We start from the raw sequence: 16,184 nt of genomic DNA, 5'->3' as shown, positions 1-16,184 counted from the left end.
GGTTTCCAGCCTTGCAGCCAGGAGTTCTCCCATGCCCCCACTTTCACTTGCCGTGGCCGCCGACGATGCGCCCGCCACGCACCGCCCCCATCTCCAGCACTTGCTCGACCAGGCCAAGGCGCAAGGCCCCATTCCGGTGGCCGTGGCCTATCCCTGTGATGCGGGCTCGCTGCAGGCCGCCATGCAGGCCGCGCAGGCGGGCCTGATCACGCCGCTGCTGGTGGGCCCCGAGGCACGCATCCGGGCGGCGGCCCAGTCGGCCGGGCTGGATCTGGCGGGCGCGTCCATCCATTCCACAGCCGACGATCCGCGCGCGGCAGCAGGCCAGGCGGCGGCGCTGTGCGGCAGCGGCCAGGCCCGCGCGCTGATGAAGGGCAGCCTGCACAGCGACGAGCTGCTGGGCGCTGCCGTGGCGCGCGAGGCCGGCCTGCGCGGCAGCCGCCGCGCCAGCCATGTGTTCGTGATGGACCTGCCGGGCTTCGAGCGCCCGCTGCTGATGACCGACTGCGTGGTCAACATCTTCCCTACGCTGATGGACAAGCGCGACATTGCGCAGAACGCCATCGACCTGGCCCATGCCATCGGCATTGCCCGGCCGCGCGTGGCCGTGCTCTCGGCGGTGGAGACCGTCAACCCCGCCATTCCCGGCACCATCGACGCGGCCGCGCTGTGCAAGATGGCCGACCGGGGGCAGATCAGCGGCGCCATCCTCGACGGGCCGCTGGCCTACGACAACGCCATCTCGCTGCGCTCGGCGCATCACAAGGGCATCGTCTCCGATGTGGCCGGCCAGCCCGACGTGCTGCTGGTGCCCAGCCTGGAGGCCGGCAACATGATCTACAAGCAGCTGGTCTACATGGCCGACGCCGAATGCGCGGGCCTGGTGCTGGGCATGCGCGTGCCCATCGTGCTGACCAGCCGTTCGGACTCGGTGGCCAGCCGCATCGCGTCCTGCGCGCTGGCCGTGCTGGCCGATGCGGCGGGCGGCAAGGAGCAGCCATGAGCCAGGTTCAAGCCCCGTTGGCAGCACAGCCGCCCGTGCCGCGCATGCTGCAATGGCTGAAGCTCCTGCCCGGCACAGGCCTGTCGGGCGTGATTGCGCTGGCAGCCACCTTCGTCTCCACGCTGCACGGCGGGCCGCAGCTGCTGTTCGCGCTGTTCTTCGGCGTGGCCTTCCACTTCCTGAGCCAGGACGCGCGCGCCAAGCCGGGCATCGAGTTCTGTGCACGCGGCGTGCTGCGCCTGGGCGTGGGCCTGCTGGGCGCGCGCATCACGGCCACGCAGATCGCGGGCCTGGGCTGGACCACGGCGCTGATCGTCATCGCCGCCGTGGTCACCACGCTGCTGTGCGGCACGCTGCTGGGCCGGCGCCTGGGCCTGACGCGGCCGCAGGGCGTGCTGTCGGGCGGCGCGGTGGCCATCTGCGGCGCCTCGGCGGCGCTGGCCATCTCCTCGGTGCTGCCGCGCGACAAGGACAGCGACCGCTTCACGCTGACCGTGGTGGTCACGGTCACGGTGCTGTCCACGGCCGCCATGGTGCTGTACCCGCTGGTGGCGCGCGCCCTGCATCTGCCGCCCGAGCTGGCGGGCCTGTTCATCGGCGGCACCATCCACGATGTGGCCCAGGTGGTGGGCGCGGGCTACACCATCGACCAGGCCACCGGGGACTACGCCACCATCGTCAAGCTGTTTCGCGTGTCCATGCTGGCCGTGGTGGTGGTCATGGTCTCGGCCCTGTTCAAGCGCCAGCGCGAGGCTGCGGCCGAGCAGCACCACGGCAAGAAGCCGGGCCTGGTGCCCTGGTTCCTGTGGGTGTTCGTCGCGCTGGTGGCCATCAACTCGCTGGGCTGGGTGCCGCCGGGCCTGCAGCACCAGTTGAGCGACCTGTCGCGCAACTGCCTGGTGCTGGCCATTGCGGCCCTGGGCCTGAAGACCTCGTTCCAGCAACTGGCCCAGGCCGGCTGGCGACCTTTTGCACTGCTGGTGGTGGAGACGCTGTGGATGGCGGCCTTCGTGCTGATCGCCATCGAGTTCGAGATGCGGTGAGCCCAGGCGCAACACGGCAGTTTTCCAGGGCCCGCCATGCGCGGGCCCTTTTCATTTCTCATGGAACCGGCGCATTTGATGTTCGCGCATCGAGGTGATACATTTGCACACAATTTTTTGACGCACATCAACGCCCGACACTAGCCGTGAACGTTCTTCGCAAGCAAGCCGGCAGATTCCGCAGAAGGACTGCCATCCAGGTCCTCGCCCTCCTGCGCAGGCAACAACCCCTGCAAGCAGCCTTGCTGCGGCTGCTTCCGTGCCTGCTGCTGCTGGCCGGCTGCGCCGTGCTGCTGGACTCCCTGGTGCCCATCCCGCTGTGGGCCGTCGCCGGCCTGACCGGGGTCATGGCGGGCTACATCGCCCACAACTGCCAGTCTTTCGTTGCATCCCAGCGCAGGAAGTCCACGCTGCGCCATCTCGCGCGCTGCTGCCTGCTGCACGCCCAATGAAATACAGGCGCCCGGGTCGTCAGCCACCGCTGCTGGCATAGGCCGTCAGCGCCTGCGCGACCGCCTTGAAGACCACGGCGCAGCGCTCGCTCTTGCGCAGGTCCTCATGCATGGCGACCCAGGTATCAAGCTTCCATGAGAATGCCTGCGGCAGCACCCGCACCAGGCACGGGTCCCTGGCCGCCAGCGCCGACTGGCAGATGCCGATGCCAAAGCCAGCGCGGATGGCGCCCAGCTGCGCCAGGTCGCTGTCCGAGCTCAGCGCCATGGCCTCGCGCGTGAACATCGGAAACTGCTGCTGAAACCTGCGGATGAAGGCGTTCTCATGGTCGAAGCCGATCAGCGAGTGCCCGGCCAGCTCCTGCAGCGAAGCCGGCACGCCATGCCTGGCCAGATAGCTCTCATTGGCATGCAGCCCCAGTTCGATGGCGCCGATATGGCGGGCCACCAGCGCCTCCTGCTGCGGCCGGAACATGCGCACGGCCACATCGGCCTCGCGGCGCAGCAGGTCATCGACCGCGTTGGACAGCACCAGTTCGATGCGCAGTTCAGGATGGGCCGCGCGCAATTGCGCCAGCACGGGCGGCAGCAGCTCCACGCCCACGACCTCGCTGGCCGTCAGGCGCACCGTGCCGCGCACGCCCGCGCCATGGCTGGCCGCCACGCGGCGCAGCGCGGCAGCCGTCGCGGCCATGCTGGCCGCATAGGGCTGCAATTCATAGGCCGCTTCGGTGGCCGCGAAGCCATCGGACGAACGGGTGAACAGTTGCAGGCCCAGCGCCGACTCCAGCCCGTCGATGTGCCGGCCCACGGTTGGCTGTGCCAAGCCCATGGCCCGGCCCGCCGCTGACAGCGACCCAGACTCCAGCACCTGCAAAAAGCTGCGATACCACTCCCAATGGGGTTCCGACATCACTGATCCATTCATTTATGCATGGACACCAGAAGATTCTAGGCAATTTTCCTTTTGCAGCGTGTTGCGGACACTGGCGTGGTCACCACAGGACCCGCACCATGCCATCCATTGCACTTTTCGGCGCCGCAGGCGCCATCGGCCAGAGCCTGGCCGCCGCGCTCAGACAACAGGGCCGCGCCTATCGCGTGGTCGGCCGCAACGCAGCCAGCCTGCGCCAGACCTTCGGCGCCGATCCCCTGGCCGAGATTGCCACCTGGAACCCGGATGTCGCCGGCTCCATCGAGGCTGCCGCCCACGGCGTGGACACGCTGATCTACCTGGTGGGCGTGAACTACTGGCAGTTTGAATTGCATCCCGAACTGATGCGCAAGACGCTGGAAGGCGCCATTGCCGCGGGCGTGCGCCGCATCGTGCTGATCGGCACCGTCTATCCCTACGGAAAGGCCCGCACCCTGCCCGTGGCAGAAGACCATCCGCGCGAGCCCCATACCTTCAAGGGCCGCATGCGCAAAGCCCAGGAGGACCTGCTGCTGCAAGCCCATGCACAGGGCCGCATCGAGGCCACCGTGCTGCGCCTGCCCGACTTCTACGGCCCCGGAGTGCACAACAGCCTGCTGCACGGCGCCTTCGAGGCGGCGGCCCACGGCGGCCGGGCCGACATGATCGGCCCGCTGGACAGGCCGCACGAGTTTGTCTATGTGCCTGATGTGGGCCCCGTCGTGGCGCGCCTCATCGACACGCCGCAGGCATTCGGCAGGGTCTGGCACCTGGCTGGCGCGGGGGCGACCACGCAGCGCGACATCGTCTCGGAGATCGAACGCCTGAGCGGCAGGCCGTTGAAACTGCGCATCGCGGGCAAGACCGCGCTGCGCCTGGCCGGCCTGTTCAGCCCCTTGATGCGCGAACTGGCCGAGATGCACTACCTGCTGACCGATCCGCTGATCATGGACGACTCGGCCCTGCACGCCCTGCTGGGCCCCATAGCCAAGACCCCCTACGCCCAGGGCATACGCGCCACGCTGGATGCCGCCAGGGCGGGCTCGGGCTCAGCAGTGAACTCCAGCCCGCAGCGGGCCACGGCCTGAAAACAAAAAAGCCCTGACAGCAGAACTGTCAGGGCTTTTGTCTATCTGGCAGGGGAGGAAGGACTCGAACCCTCGCATGCCGGAATCAAAATCCGGTGCCTTTACCAACTTGGCGACTCCCCTAGAAGACGTAAATTCTAATACGTTTTTTGGACCAAAATCCAAAATTCAGAAAATTTGGTCCAAAACGTTCTTCAATCATTCCGGCGCCAACGCGGCATCCAGCTGGCCACGAATCGCCTGCTGCCCCGCCGCCGTGAAGCAGCCAATGAAGACAAAGGCGGACCCGGCAACCTGCGCCGCGCCCAGATCCGCCACGCGCAGCCGGCCTCCCACCACATGGATTTCTTGCAAAGGCTGCGGCCCCCGCAGCCGCACGATGCCCTTGGCCCGCAGCAGCGGCACCGGCAGAGTGCGCAGTGCCTGCCTGAGGCGCTGCTTGTCGAATTGCCGGTGCGTGGTGTACGAGAAACTGGTGATTCCTGCCATCCCGGCGAGACCTGCCGTGCCATCCACGGCCCTCTTCCAGGCGCCACCTTCACCCGCAAGCGCACCCAGGAGGCGCTGCGGGTGCTGCGGGTGTCGTGGCAGGGGTACGGCATCCAGGAAGACGGCCAAGGGAATCTCGCCGCACTGTGCGGTCAGCACCATGGTGTGCGGGGCGATCTCGGCCAGGCGCTGCCTTGCCTTGCCGATCATCGGCGCGCCGGCCAGGTCGGCCTTGGTCAGCACCAGCGCCGTCGCGCCGGCGATCTGGCGGCGGACCATGTCGCCGACCAGCGGGTCGCACAGTTGCTCATCGACGTCCTGGACATCCACCGCCACCAGGATGGCGTTGAGCTGCAGTGCGGGGTCGAGCATGCCGACCTGGGCGATGCGCACGGGGTCGGAGACGCCGCTGGCCTCGATGACCAACAGGTCCGGGCGGTCGGGCCGCGCGCCCACGGCTGCCAGGGCCTCGGCCAGCCGCCCGCCGATGGAGCAGCAGATGCAGCCGTTTTCCAGCTGCAGCACGTCGCTGCTGCGTGTGCGGATCAGGGCGGCGTCGATGTTGATCTCGCCGAAGTCGTTGACCAGCACGGCCACGCGCAGGCCATCGGCGCGCTCCAGCAGCCGGTTGAGCAAGGTGGTCTTGCCAGCGCCCAGGTAGCCGCCCACGACGACCATGGGAATGGGCGCCCGCTGCGCCGCGACGGCCGGCGTGCTCATGGCTGGGACCCGGGCGCAGGGAAGATGCGGCCGCCCAGCACGGTGCCCCAGACCTTCACGTCCTTGAGGGCGGCGGGCGCCACCGTGCGGGGATCGTCCTCCAGCACGGCGAAGTCCGCCAGCTTGCCGGGCTCGATGCTGCCCACGCGCTGCTCCAGCTTGAGGGTACGGGCCGCGCCCATGGTGATGGCGTGCAGGGCATCGTCCACCGACAGTCGCTCGGCCTCGCCCAGCACGCGGCCTGACGCGGTTTCGCGCTGCACGGCGCACCAGGCGGTGAACAAGGGGTTGATGGGGGTGATGGGCGCATCGGAGTGCATGGAAAAGTCCATGCCCAGGCGTCGCGCCGTGCCCGCCGCATTCATGCGTGACGCCCACTCGATGCCCACGGTCTGCCCGGCATGCGCATCGCCCCAGTAATAGAGGTGGTTGGAGAAGAAGTTGACGCACATTCCCAGGCGCGCGGCGCGCTGCAGCTGGGCGCTGCTGGCCAGCTGGCAGTGCTGCAGGGTGTGGCGATGGTCGGCGCGCGGGTGCCTGGCCAGCAGGTCCTCGATCACATCCAGCACCACCTCGGTGGCTTCGTCGCCATTGGTGTGGATGTGCAGTTGCAGGCCGGCCAGGTGGAAGGGCTCGAACAGCGCGGGCAGCTGCGACGGCGGAATCAGCCACAGGCCGTTGGGCTGCCCGCCCGCGTAGCCGGGAGCGCGCAGCCGCGCGGTGAAGCCCTGGATGGAGCCATCCACGATGAACTTGACGGGGCCGAACTGCAGCTTGTCGCTGGCCGACGATGCGGCAGCGGCGTGCACGCGCGCGGCGCCGCCTTCCGGGTTGCGCTGCGGCGCAAAGGCCGGGACGATGCGCAGCGGATAGGCCGCGTCGCCCGTCACCTCGCGCAGCGCGGCCAGGCCCTGGGGCGAGAGATCGCTGACCAGGTCGGTGGCCGTGGTCACGCCCGCGAGCTGGGCCACGCGGCCGAACTTCCAGATCGCCTCGCGCTGCTCGGCAGCGGCCAGCGACAGCGCGCTGCCGATCACCTTCTGCACGGGGTACATGGCGGCGAATTCCTGGAGTTCGCCCGTGGGCTGGCCCTCGGCGTCCTTGTGGATGCCGTCGATATCGGTGTCCTCGTCGATGCCGGCCAGCGCCAGCATGGCCGAGTTCACATTCATCAGGTGCACGCTGGCGTGCAGGATGACGATGGGCCGCGTGGCAGAGACGCGGTCCAGCTCGCGCACCGACAGCCGGCTGCTGCCAAAGAGGATGGGATCGAACCCCCAGGCCAGCAGCGTGGCCTGCGCGTCGGGCAGGGCACGCTCGGCCTCGGCCAGTCGCGCCAGCACGGCGTCCAGCGTGCGCAGGCCGGGCCACAGCCGCCCGTCGGGATCGCGGCGGTCAAAGTAGCCCAGGTAGACCGCATCCCACATGGCGCCTTCCATCAGGTGGCTGTGGGCCTCAATCAAGCCGGGCATGAGCACCTTGTCGCGCAAGCGGTCGATGCGCTCGGCCTCGGGCCAGGCGGCCATGTCGGCCTCCCCGCCCACCGCCAGCACCGTGCTGCCCCGCACGGCCACATGGGTGGCCTGTGGCTGGGCCGGGTTCATGGTGAGGATGGTGCGCGCCGCGAAGATGCGCACGCGCTCGCTGGTTTCGTGGTTCATGGGGATGTTTCCCTCAGGCGGTCTTGACGTGCGCCGCACGCGGCAGGCAGTGGACGATGGCCGTGACCAGCAGGTTCAGCGCCAGGCTGATGAAGCCCAGGTTGATGCCGCCGAAGTCCGGCTGCTGCAGGTACAGCACGATGGCCAGCGCCTGCCCGCAGACGATGCCCAGGGCAATGGCCAGGGGCCGGATGCGCCAGCCAAACAGGATGGCCATCATTCCCGGGAAGAACTGCGTCACGCCGTAGTAGGTGGTGTTGATCAGGGTCAGCATCAGGTTGGGCGTGAGCAGCGTCATCACGATGGACAGCAGCAGGTAGATGACGATCACCACCTTGGCGCCCTGCTTTTGCTTGGCCTCGGGCAGGCCGGGCAGCAGGTTGCGCGCCACGATGGGGCCGATGGCCAGGCAGATGCCCGCCAGCACCAGCAGGCCCGACAGCGCGGCGCCTGCGGCCACCAGCCCCAGCAGCCAGTCGGGCAGCAGGCGAACGGCAGCGGCGAAGAAAGCCTCGTTGGGCGATGCCAGTTCCAGGTTCTGGCTGATGGCGTAGTACGAGGCCAGCACCAGGAACGGGTACATCAGCATGTACAGCGGCATGGCGATCTGCGTGCGGCGGATGGTGTGCGAACTCTTGGCCGTGAAGAAGTTCTGCACGGCGAACGGCATCATGTAAAAGCCCAGCGCCTGGAACAGCATGGTGCTCATGGAAAAGCGCAGCTGCGTATCGGTCATGTGGTTGCTGACCTTGGCACTGGCGGCGGCGAACACATCGCCCACCCCGGCATGCCAGCCCACGGCCACGCCCGTGGCGATGATGGCCACCACCATGAGGATGTCCTTGAGGATGGCAATGTAGGCCGAGGCACGCACCCCCGAGATGGCGATGTAGGTGAAGGCCAGGCCCGCCGAGATCAGCAGCAGGTGCAGCGGCTGAAAGTTCCAGCCCAGCCCCTTGAGCGCCGCCACCAGCCCCGTGAACTGCAGCTGGCCCCAGGGCAGCAGGAACAGGATGGCCGAGCCGGCCACGATCAGCTCCAGCGCGCGGCTGCCGAAATGGCCCTTGAACAGGTCCGGCAGCGTGATGGCGTTGTGGCGCAGGCCGGCCTTCCAGATCATGGGGCCGAGGAAGTAGCCCAGCGGATAGGCCAGCAGGATGTAACCCAGGAACCAGACGCCATAGGTCGGCCCCTTGGCGTAGATGCCGCCCGGAAAGCCGACCATGGTGCCGATGCTGTAGATCTCGCCGGCGGCGAGGAAAAACACCAGGTAGGCGCCGAACTGGCGCGAGGCGACGAAGAAGTCATGCACGCTTTGCGCACCCTTGCCCGTGCGCGAGCGGATGGCCAGGTACAGGGACAGTGCGATGAAGCCCAGAAAGACTGTGGTGGTCATGGCGGTGCTCCCTTCAGGCCGACTGCACGTCGTCGGCTTCGTGGCGGTCGAACATCAGCCAGCACACGAGCATGCACAGCGACGTCAGCACGAACCACATGAAGATCCACAGGTAGATGAAGGGCACGCCGAGCAGATGGCGATCGACGGACGCGACCCAGGGAAGCAGGCCGATCACCGCGATGTACGGGATGCCTATGCCGATGAACAGCTTGAGCATGGTTTGTCTCCTTTTGCTCCGATGAAAGAGTTGGCGGTTGTGGCCGCTCTATAGGACGTTTCAATGTCCATGGATGCGATCTTAGGAAGTGCCTACCTATAATTCAAATGAGAAATTAGCCAACAAACCATGAGGATCACGCATGGATACCCAGAAGCTGCGGCACTTGCTGGCCATCGTCGAGCACGGCACTTTTTCAGACGCGGCGCGCGCCGTGCACCTGACCCAGCCGGCGCTGAGCCGCAGCATCCGCGCGCTGGAAGACGAGCTCCGGGCGCAGCTGTTCGACCGGGGCGCGCGGCGTGCCCGGCTGACGGTCTTCGGCGAACTGGTGGCCGAGCGCGCACGCCGCATGCGGCTGGAGGAAACCCAGCTGCGGCGCGACCTGGAGCTGCTGCGCGGCGGCCAGGAGGGCGCACTGGCCATAGGCGTGGCGCCGGCCCCGGCGGCACTGCTGCTCAAGCCCTTTCTGATCCACATGGCGCAGGCGCATCCGCGCATCAAGGTGCGCACCGAGATGGGCGCCACCAGCGCCCTGCTGGAGCTGCTGCGCAATGAGTCGATAGACGCCATCGTCGGCGACGCCTATGTGCTGCGCGCCGCCGATGACGTGGACATGGAGCTGCTGGGCGAGTTGCCCGCCGGCCTGGTCTGCCGCGCGGGCCACCCCGTGCTGCAAAACCCCGGCATGGACGAGATCCGCCGCTACCCCCTGGCCACCACCACGCTGAGCACGGCCATGGCGCGGCAGCTGGCCGAGCTGTGGGGCGAGGGCGCCGAGCCCGACAAACTGTTCACCCTGCACTGCAACAACCTGGAACTGCTGCGCAGCGTGACCCTGGCCACGGACACTTTGCTGTTCGGCGTGCTGTCCATCACACGCCAGGAGCGCGCCAGCGGCACCATGGCCGAAGTGCCCCTGCCCGCCGATCCCCGGCGCTGCGGCCGCTACGGCATGGCGCGCATGGGCGCGCGCAGCCTGTCACCGGCGCTGGAAACCGTCTATGCATTCACCCGCACGCACTGGCGGGAGCTGTCCGAGCACGACCAGTGAAGCCGGGCAGGCGCAAGTCATGCATCGGCCCGCGCCAGCGGCAATGTCTGCGTGCGCAGCCACTCCAGCACCAGGGCGAAGCGGGCCTCGTCATGCACCGGCCTGGGTGACATGAGCACGTAGTGCGAGCCGTCGGCCACAAAGCCGCGCGGCGCGCACAGGGTGCCGCTGGCCAGATCGTCGGCCACCAGCGCCAGCGGCCCGATGGCAATGCCCGCCCCGGCAACGGCGGCCTGCAGGCTCAGGTAGAAATGCTCGAAGCGGGCCTCGCGCCCGGGCTGCAGCGGCACGCCGGTCAGCTCGCTCCAATGCCGCCATGCGTCCGGGCGCGATGCCGTGTGCAGCAGCACGCCGCCCAGCGGCCCGGAGCGTGCCAGCGTCTTCGCAAGTGCAGGCCTGCAGACTGGACCCACGTGCTCCTGCAAAAAGGGCTCGGCAACCACATCGGCGCCCATGTCGAAATCCGCGCGGCGTATGGCCAGATCAATGCCCTCACGCGCAAAGGGCACCGAGCCGCCGGCCGACACCAGGCGCAGCTCGCGCTGCGTGCCGATCGCTTCCTGCAAACCGCCCAGGCGGGGAATCAGCCAGCGCATCAGAAAGGTGGGCTCGCAGGACAGCACCAGCGGCCGGTCCGGCCCGGCGGCCTGCCGCGCTCGGCCCAGCGCGCCGCGCAGGCGCTCCAGCGCCAGGGCCACCTCCTCGGCCAGCACACGTGCCGTGGGAGTGGCAATGATGCTGCGGTTGCTGCGCTGGAACAGCGCAAAGCCCAGCGCCTCTTCCATGTCGCGCACGGCGCGGCTCACGGCGCCATCGGTCAGGTGCAGCTCGCGCGCGGCCTTGGAAACGCTGCCGTGGCGCACCGTGGCCTCGAAGGCGCGCAGGGCGGACAGCGGCGGCATATGGGTGGGTGGGGCCATGGGACTGGAGGGCGGCATCGGGCACATCGGACACATCGAAGAAAGGGAGTGGGGAGAGATTTCAATTGACTTTTGATCAACTGAATACTGAATCCATATCGATTTTCTGCAGTGCGATTTTCATGCAAAGTACCTCCATCGATTGAGCTTTCAGCAATGACCATGAATGAAGCCCCCGCCATCGCCCCCGCACCCCTGGCCATCACCATGGGCGATCCCGTGGGCATAGGCCCCGAGATCATCGTCAAACTGGCCATGGACCCTGCCCGGCCCCATGCGCCTTTTTTCGTCATCGGCGACACGGGGCGGCTGCAGCGGGCAGCCGACATGCTGGGCGTGCACCCGCGCATCCACGCCATCGATACGCCGGCCCAGGTTCCCGCCACCGTGCCACCCGCCACCCTCTTCGTGCTCCAGACCGGGCACCGGCTGCCCGAGGACCTGGCCTGGGGACGCATCGATGCGCGTGCCGGGGCCGCCTGCCATGCCTACATACAGCGCGGCATCGACCTGGCCCTGGCCGGCGAAGTCGCAGGCCTGGTGACCGCCCCCATCCACAAGGAGGCGCTGCGCGCGGCGGGCTGCCCCCACCCCGGCCATACCGAGATGCTGGCCGAGCGCTCGGGCACGCGCGACTTCGCCATGATGCTCGCCAATAACGAGCTGCGGGTGCTGCTGGTCTCCATCCACGTGCCGCTGCAGCAGGCCATTGCCGCAGTCACGCCGGACAACGAATTGCGTGCCATCCGCCTTGCGCACCGGGCCTGCCGGGCGTTCGGCATCGCCCGGCCCCGTGTGGCCGTGGCGGGTCTCAATCCGCATGCCGGCGAGAACGGGCTGTTCGGGGACGAGGACCGCTCGGTGATCATCCCCGCCATTGCGGCCGCACGGGCCGAAGGCATAGACGCCAACGGCCCCTGGCCGGGCGACACGGTCTTCATGCGGGCACGCCGGGGCGAGTTCGACGTGGTGGTCGCCCAATACCATGACCAGGGGCTGATTCCCGTGAAATACCTGGGCGTCGAGCAGGGCGTGAACATTACCGTGGGCCTGCCCTTCGTGCGCACCTCGGTGGACCACGGCACGGCCTTCGACATCGCCGGCACGGGCCGTGCGGACCATGCCAGCCTGGCCTGCGCGCTGCGCCAGGCGGCGGCCATGGTGCAGGCGGGCCGCTCCGGCGCCAGCGGGCAGGCGCAGCGCCCGGACTTCATCTTCATGCTCACGCAGCAGGACAAGACCATTGCCGATGCGCGCGAGCGGCTGCGCGAAGTGCTGGCCCAGGGCGTGCGCCATGTGGGCTTCAAGGACATAGGCCTGCCCCTGCCACAGCTGCGCGAGCTGGCCCGGGACATCCGCGCGGGCGGTGCCAGGGTCTATCTGGAAGTCGTCAGCCTGGACGAGGCCAGCGAGGTGGCCTCGGCCCGCGCGGCGGTCGAGCTCGGTGTGGACGTTCTCATGGGCGGCACGCGCCCCGAGGCGGTGCTGCCCGTGCTGCGCGGCAGCGGCATTGCCTACTATCCGTTCCCCGGCAGGATCAGCGGGCATCCGAGCGTGCTTTCAGGGCCGGCCGAGGACATCGTGGCCAGCGCGCGCCGCATCGCGGGGCTGGAGGGCGTTCATGGCCTGGACCTGCTGGCCTACCGTTTCCGGGGCGACGTGCCGGCCCTGATCAAGGCGGTCTGCGATGCGGTGGACAAGCCCGTGGTCGTGGCCGGCTCCATTGATCGCAGCGAACGCATCGCGGCCGTACTTGCCAGCGGTGCCGCGGGTTTCACGATAGGCACCGCCGCCTTCGAGGAGACTTTTCCAGCCGCGCGGCCCGGGCTGGCGGCGCAGTTGCAGGCCATACAGGCGCTGGTGGACTGAGAGCGGGCCGGCCACCGCGCGCACCTCCCGCACCTCCCGCAACTCTGACAACGCACGCAACTCTCGCACCTCCCGTGCCTGCCACGCCTCCCGCACATTCCGCGCGCCGGTGTCATGGGCCAGCAACTGGCGCCGCTCGGCTTCGGCCAGGCGGTGGGCCTTCAGCCGCTGGACCACATGGAACTGGCGCTTCTTGGTCATGAGGGACGCGCCGCCTGCAAAGCCTTCCATGCGGCTTGCCGCCTTGCCATGCTGCGGGGCATTCCAGGGGCACAGGCCTGCCACCAGGGTCACAACGACAGCCAACGCCATGACCACGAGCGCCCTCCAGGGTGCCCGGGGTCTGCGTTGGCCTTGCCTGTGATGCGCCTGAGAGTTCATGAAGACAGGGCAAATGATTGCGGCAGCTTGCATTGGTGCAGGTGCTTTAGCCTGCATCAATGAACCTGGCCTGATACCAGTCCAAAAACCAATCAGAACCTGGCGCACTTCAGTTGCGCCATTCCTTGATTCTCCAGCAGCCGGAATCTGATGAGAACCCTCGTTTTCCAACAGATGCATTGCCTGAATACGGAGATAACGCCCAGCAGCCTCTATTGCCGCATGAAAAACAAATGATTCATTAATATCAATAGAAAACCTGAAACCCATCCATGGCCAAAAAGCAAAGCCCGCCAACCGCCCTCTGGGCAATGCCAGCCAGGCACCGCAGCTCCACAGATGAACATCGAATGGCATCACCCTTTCCCCTACCATCCGGCAGCATGTCGTCCTACTGGATAAACCATGCCATTTAGGGAACGATGATATTCACCCTGAATACCTCTCATTCGGCACACCATTGACAACGGCCGGTCTTTGAAGTGCAGCGACGGTATTTGCAGGGCCCAATCGATGGCTGCACGCATTCAGCCATTTTCCGCGGTTTTGTGATCAGTTGTTTTGGCCAGATGGCTTGGCATCCGATGAATAAAGCAGGGATCTTGGTTGATGATTCGAACGCTGCCGCGGACCGTTGCCGGCCCCGCTGGAGTCTGGTCGCGCCTGCCGCTCGCGTGCCTTGGGTGGAGCCTGGCAGCCGCTCCCGTCTTCCTGTGCAGCGCACAGGCGCAAACACCTTCTTCGGCGGCCGTTGCCGGTACCTCCATGGCTGAGGCACGCATCGAATCCCTGGACCGCGACCAGGCCGAGCAGGCCCGGCTCAAGGCACTCTCCGAAGGGGCCGCCCCCGCCTACCAGGACCGTTTCATGGGTCCGGACGAGATCGCACAGTCCGCTGCCGCCGAGCCCGAAGCCGAGCAGCCCGAGGGCTTTCGCGCCTGGGTGGTGGAAAGCCGCCTGGGCCTGGGCGAATCCCGCACCACCGGCCATGGCCGCCAGCGCGCCACCGAAATCGGCCAGCGCCTCGAATACCGCCGCGAGACACTGAACTACGGCGAGTTGACCCTGCAGGCCGAAGGCCGGCACCTGAGCGGCGACAACTTTGGCAATGGCCTGGGTATGGGCGGCTTGAGTACTGGCGGCCTGAGCATTGGCGGCCTGGGCTATGCCCGGCAGGCCACGAGCGAGCGCTTCACGCTGCGCAACCTTGCCTTTCCGCTGACCACGCAGACCTTCGCCGACACGGCCGTGGGCGACCTCTACAGCGAGCTGACCGATGGTCTGGCGCGCAACTACCGGCTGTCGCTGGGCTCGACCACGGTGCGCGGCGCCTCGGCGCGCATCTTCCGCCCGGACCTGGACCTGCGCGCGGGCTACGGCCAGCGCGGCCTTCTCACGGGAGGGCCCTACCCCGGGTTCGAGAAAAACCGGGGCACGCTGGGCTGGCTGGGCGCCACCGTGCGGCTGGATGGCCCCTGGTTTGCCGCCTTCCAGCTGGACCAGGCCGACGATATTCCCGCCTACTACAGTCCCAGGCACTACCCCGGCGATGACACGCAATACGACCCCGGCTCCGCCCTGGGCCTGGGCAGCAAGCGCGTGACCAGCTGGGCCGCCTCGCTGGGCTACGGGCGCGGCGTGCTGCGCGATGGCGACTTCAGGCTCCGCACCACGCTGCTGGGCAGCCGTACCAGCGCGCCCCTGTTCTCTCCAGCGGCAGGCACCGCAGGCATGGAGGGCCGCAGCGCCCAGGGCCTGTTCATCGAGGCCAGCGCGCGCGCGGGCGCCTACCGCCATGAATTCGGCCTGCATGCAGCCCAGCCCCAGCTGCACTTTGGCGACTACGCGCTGTCCAGCGCGGCGCGCGGCGCCTATTGGCGCGTGGACCGCCATGTCACCCGCCTGAGCTGGGGCACGGGGCTGGACTACGAACGCACGCCGCAAACCACGGCGCAGGATGCAGGCTTTCAACTGTCGGGCTACCGCCGCCTGGGGGCGAATGGCAACGCCCAATACCAGTTCGACCGGCACACGGCCGTGGGCGGCAGCTTCAGCGCCTACCAGACGCGCAACGATGCGGGTACCGCAGGCGGCGGCCAATCGCGCAGCCTTTATGGCAGCGCGTTCTACCAGACCCGCTTTTTCGACTGGCCGCGCAGCCGCTTCATGCTGACCGTTCGGCGCAACGAGCTCATCGTGCTGGGCGACTCCTCCGCCACGGGCCAGGAGGTGCAGTGGGAGCAGGACTGGGCCGGTGCACGCCAGGCAACGCTGCGGTCCGAGCTCACCACCACGCTGGGCTATGCGCGCGACCGTAGCGGCGGCATGTCGCGCAACTATCCAACGGCCGGGCTGCAATGGCGCTACTGGCTGGAAAGCGGGCTGCAGCTGGCCGGCAACCTGCGCTACACCTCGCAAAGCGGCAGCCTCTACACCAGCCGGGGCCTGTCGGGCTCGCTGTCGGCCGAGAAGGAGCTGGGCCGGGGCTGGCGCATGGGCGTCATGGCGCACTTCAACCAGGCCCGGTCCTCGCTGCTGCCCACGCCCTCTTCCCTGCCCAACCTCTACCGCAGCGACGAGAAGACTGCCTATGTCTACCTGCGCTGGGAAGGCAGCGCGGGCACGGCCTATGCGGCCGCAGGCGCACCCGGCGAAGGCGTGGGCGGCGGCAGCCTGTCCGGCCGCGTGTTCTACGACGCCAACCGCGACGGCGAACAGCAGGCGGGCGAGGTGGGCGTGGCCGGCGTCGAGGTGGTGCTTGACGGCCGCTACCGCACGGTGACCGACCGCGATGGCCAGTTCGAATTCCCGGTGGTGCCCACGGGCCACCACCGGCTGTCGCTCACCCAGGAAAGCGTACCGCTGCCCTGGGGCGCCTCCGGCGACAACACCAGCAGCGTGCACGTGCCCCTGCGCGGCCAGGCCTCGGCGTCGATTGCCGTGGTCAAGGTGGGTGAGTGAGTGAGTGAGTGAGT

The 16,184-nt window shown here is 68.0% G+C and carries 13 protein-coding genes and 1 tRNA gene; 7 read left to right on the top strand and 7 right to left on the bottom strand.

The window, feature by feature from the left end:
• Positions 1 to 31 precede the first annotated feature (31 nt).
• The 3 genes from KDK82_RS23285 (at position 32) to KDK82_RS23275 (ending at position 2,498) form a co-directional block, all read left to right on the top strand.
• A complete protein-coding gene (locus KDK82_RS23285; protein WP_088166303.1) occupies positions 32 to 1,003 on the top strand; it encodes a bifunctional enoyl-CoA hydratase/phosphate acetyltransferase in 972 nt (323 codons plus the stop codon).
• On the top strand, positions 1,000 to 2,046 hold the full coding sequence (locus tag KDK82_RS23280) for a YeiH family protein (protein WP_013803832.1): 1,047 nt from the start codon (positions 1,000 to 1,002) through the stop codon (positions 2,044 to 2,046). Before KDK82_RS23285 ends, KDK82_RS23280 begins: the two co-directional genes overlap by 4 nt.
• 242 nt (positions 2,047 to 2,288) lie before the next feature.
• The gene (locus KDK82_RS23275; RefSeq protein ID WP_256974535.1) at positions 2,289 to 2,498 is read left to right on the top strand and encodes a hypothetical protein; all 210 of its coding nucleotides are present in this window, start codon (positions 2,289 to 2,291) and stop codon (positions 2,496 to 2,498) included.
• 19 nt (positions 2,499 to 2,517) lie between these two features.
• Here the strand turns inward: KDK82_RS23275 and KDK82_RS23270 are convergent, their stop codons facing one another.
• Complete coding sequence (locus KDK82_RS23270) at positions 2,518 to 3,411, bottom strand: LysR family transcriptional regulator (protein WP_088166301.1); 894 nt, start codon at positions 3,409 to 3,411, stop codon at positions 2,518 to 2,520.
• A gap of 101 nt (positions 3,412 to 3,512) precedes the next feature.
• On the opposite strand from KDK82_RS23270, the gene KDK82_RS23265 reads away from it, so the two are divergent.
• Positions 3,513 to 4,499 carry an NAD-dependent epimerase/dehydratase family protein gene (locus KDK82_RS23265; protein ID WP_088166300.1) on the top strand — a complete coding sequence of 329 codons (987 nt, stop codon included), beginning with the start codon at positions 3,513 to 3,515 and terminating at the stop codon, positions 4,497 to 4,499.
• A gap of 46 nt (positions 4,500 to 4,545) precedes the next feature.
• Here KDK82_RS23265 and KDK82_RS23260 read toward each other — a convergent pair.
• The 5 genes from KDK82_RS23260 to KDK82_RS23240 form a co-directional block, all read right to left on the bottom strand.
• Positions 4,546 to 4,622: transfer RNA gene (locus KDK82_RS23260), tRNA-Gln, on the bottom strand.
• A 75-nt stretch (positions 4,623 to 4,697) separates the two neighbouring features.
• The gene (locus KDK82_RS23255) at positions 4,698 to 5,708 is read right to left on the bottom strand and encodes a GTP-binding protein (protein WP_088166299.1); all 1,011 of its coding nucleotides are present in this window, start codon (positions 5,706 to 5,708) and stop codon (positions 4,698 to 4,700) included.
• A complete protein-coding gene (locus tag KDK82_RS23250) occupies positions 5,705 to 7,369 on the bottom strand; it encodes an amidohydrolase (RefSeq protein ID WP_088166298.1) in 1,665 nt (554 codons plus the stop codon). Before KDK82_RS23250 ends, KDK82_RS23255 begins: the two co-directional genes overlap by 4 nt.
• Positions 7,370 to 7,382: 13 nt before the next feature.
• Positions 7,383 to 8,765, bottom strand: a complete 1,383-nt coding sequence (locus KDK82_RS23245; protein ID WP_088166297.1) for a sodium:solute symporter — start codon at positions 8,763 to 8,765, stop codon at positions 7,383 to 7,385.
• Between the two features lie 13 nt (positions 8,766 to 8,778).
• Positions 8,779 to 8,985, bottom strand: coding sequence for a DUF3311 domain-containing protein (locus KDK82_RS23240; protein WP_012203908.1), 207 nt, complete (start codon positions 8,983 to 8,985; stop codon positions 8,779 to 8,781).
• A 142-nt stretch (positions 8,986 to 9,127) separates the two neighbouring features.
• On the opposite strand from KDK82_RS23240, the gene KDK82_RS23235 reads away from it, so the two are divergent.
• On the top strand, positions 9,128 to 10,039 hold the full coding sequence (locus KDK82_RS23235; protein WP_012203907.1) for a LysR family transcriptional regulator: 912 nt from the start codon (positions 9,128 to 9,130) through the stop codon (positions 10,037 to 10,039).
• Between the two features lie 17 nt (positions 10,040 to 10,056).
• Here the strand turns inward: KDK82_RS23235 and KDK82_RS23230 are convergent, their stop codons facing one another.
• Complete coding sequence (locus KDK82_RS23230) at positions 10,057 to 10,959, bottom strand: LysR family transcriptional regulator (protein ID WP_063327993.1); 903 nt, start codon at positions 10,957 to 10,959, stop codon at positions 10,057 to 10,059.
• 162 nt (positions 10,960 to 11,121) lie between these two features.
• Between KDK82_RS23230 and pdxA the strand changes: the two genes are divergently transcribed.
• Together pdxA and KDK82_RS23220 are read left to right on the top strand one after the other, a co-directional pair.
• Positions 11,122 to 12,828 (top strand): 4-hydroxythreonine-4-phosphate dehydrogenase PdxA, encoded by a 1,707-nt coding sequence (pdxA, locus tag KDK82_RS23225; protein ID WP_256974534.1) that lies wholly within the window; start codon positions 11,122 to 11,124, stop codon positions 12,826 to 12,828.
• A 1,146-nt stretch (positions 12,829 to 13,974) separates the two neighbouring features.
• A complete protein-coding gene (locus tag KDK82_RS23220; RefSeq protein ID WP_256974533.1) occupies positions 13,975 to 16,170 on the top strand; it encodes an SdrD B-like domain-containing protein in 2,196 nt (731 codons plus the stop codon).
• Positions 16,171 to 16,184: the final 14 nt, after the last annotated feature.

It is taken from the genome of Delftia sp. K82 (assembly GCF_002193035.1).
Taxonomy (GTDB): domain Bacteria; phylum Pseudomonadota; class Gammaproteobacteria; order Burkholderiales; family Burkholderiaceae_C; genus Comamonas; species Comamonas acidovorans.
The sequence above is the reverse complement of the archived record's forward strand: the minus strand, read 5'-3'. Positions and strand labels throughout refer to the sequence as shown.

Excerpts from the sequence above, each read along its gene's own strand:
- KDK82_RS23230 (WP_063327993.1), bottom strand. The coding sequence starts at position 10,959 with ATGGCCCCACCCACCCATATGCCGCCGCTGTCCGCCCTGCGCGCCTTC.
- KDK82_RS23265 (WP_088166300.1), top strand. The coding sequence starts at position 3,513 with ATGCCATCCATTGCACTTTTCGGCGCCGCAGGCGCCATCGGCCAGAGC.
- KDK82_RS23270 (WP_088166301.1), bottom strand. The coding sequence starts at position 3,411 with ATGTCGGAACCCCATTGGGAGTGGTATCGCAGCTTTTTGCAGGTGCTG.
- pdxA (WP_256974534.1), top strand. The coding sequence starts at position 11,122 with ATGAATGAAGCCCCCGCCATCGCCCCCGCACCCCTGGCCATCACCATG.
- KDK82_RS23220 (WP_256974533.1), top strand. The coding sequence starts at position 13,975 with ATGGCTGAGGCACGCATCGAATCCCTGGACCGCGACCAGGCCGAGCAG.
- KDK82_RS23280 (WP_013803832.1), top strand. The coding sequence starts at position 1,000 with ATGAGCCAGGTTCAAGCCCCGTTGGCAGCACAGCCGCCCGTGCCGCGC.
- KDK82_RS23240 (WP_012203908.1), bottom strand. The coding sequence starts at position 8,985 with ATGCTCAAGCTGTTCATCGGCATAGGCATCCCGTACATCGCGGTGATC.
- KDK82_RS23250 (WP_088166298.1), bottom strand. The coding sequence starts at position 7,369 with ATGAACCACGAAACCAGCGAGCGCGTGCGCATCTTCGCGGCGCGCACC.
- KDK82_RS23255 (WP_088166299.1), bottom strand. The coding sequence starts at position 5,708 with ATGAGCACGCCGGCCGTCGCGGCGCAGCGGGCGCCCATTCCCATGGTC.
- KDK82_RS23235 (WP_012203907.1), top strand. The coding sequence starts at position 9,128 with ATGGATACCCAGAAGCTGCGGCACTTGCTGGCCATCGTCGAGCACGGC.
- KDK82_RS23285 (WP_088166303.1), top strand. The coding sequence starts at position 32 with ATGCCCCCACTTTCACTTGCCGTGGCCGCCGACGATGCGCCCGCCACG.
- KDK82_RS23245 (WP_088166297.1), bottom strand. The coding sequence starts at position 8,765 with ATGACCACCACAGTCTTTCTGGGCTTCATCGCACTGTCCCTGTACCTG.